The organism is Microbacterium karelineae, from assembly GCF_009745985.1.
Taxonomy (GTDB): domain Bacteria; phylum Actinomycetota; class Actinomycetes; order Actinomycetales; family Microbacteriaceae; genus Microbacterium; species Microbacterium karelineae.
In genome coordinates this window covers 1-697 of sequence record NZ_WFIX01000063.1, presented here as the reverse complement: position 1 = coordinate 697, position 697 = coordinate 1, and the positions used below count along the sequence as shown (strand labels likewise).

Here is a 697-nt window from a genome sequence, read left to right as displayed (position 1 = left end):
TGAACTTTTCTTGCACGGTATACAACAGCTTTATCTTCTTCAGAAAGTTCTTCCATACCAAGGATTGCGATGATATCCTGAAGTGCTTTATATCTTTGAAGGATTTCTTTTACTCTTTGAGCACAGTTGTAGTGATCGTGACCGATAACTTCAGGAGCAAGGATTCTTGAAGTAGAAGCAAGTGGATCTACCGCAGGATAGATACCTAATGAAGCAATCTTTCTGTCAAGTACCGTAGTTGCATCCAAGTGAGCAAACGTAGTTGCAGGAGCCGGGTCAGTTAAGTCATCCGCAGGTACGTATACCGCCTGTACTGAAGTAATTGAACCATTTTTCGTTGAAGTAATTCTTTCCTGCATCGCACCCATTTCAGAAGCTAGCGTTGGTTGGTAACCTACTGCTGATGGCATACGACCAAGAAGTGCAGATACCTCAGAACCAGCCTGTGTAAAACGGAAGATGTTGTCTACGAAGAAAAGTACGTCTCTACCTTGTCCGCTTTCTCCACCGTCTCTGTAGTACTCAGCCAATGTAAGACCAGAAAGTGCTACTCTCGCTCTTGCACCTGGCGGCTCGTTCATCTGTCCGAAAACGAATGCTGCTTTTGAATCTTTCATAGCTTCTAAGTCTACTTTAGAAAGATCCCAACCTCCGTTTTCCATAGAGTGCATGAAATCATCACCATACTTGATAATAC

The 697-nt window shown here is 43.3% G+C and carries 1 protein-coding gene; it reads right to left on the bottom strand.

Annotated features, from left to right (window positions below):
- Positions 1 to 697 (bottom strand): ATP synthase beta subunit C-terminal domain-containing protein (locus GB932_RS21930; RefSeq protein WP_497755939.1); only part of this gene is annotated, 697 nt, incomplete at both ends.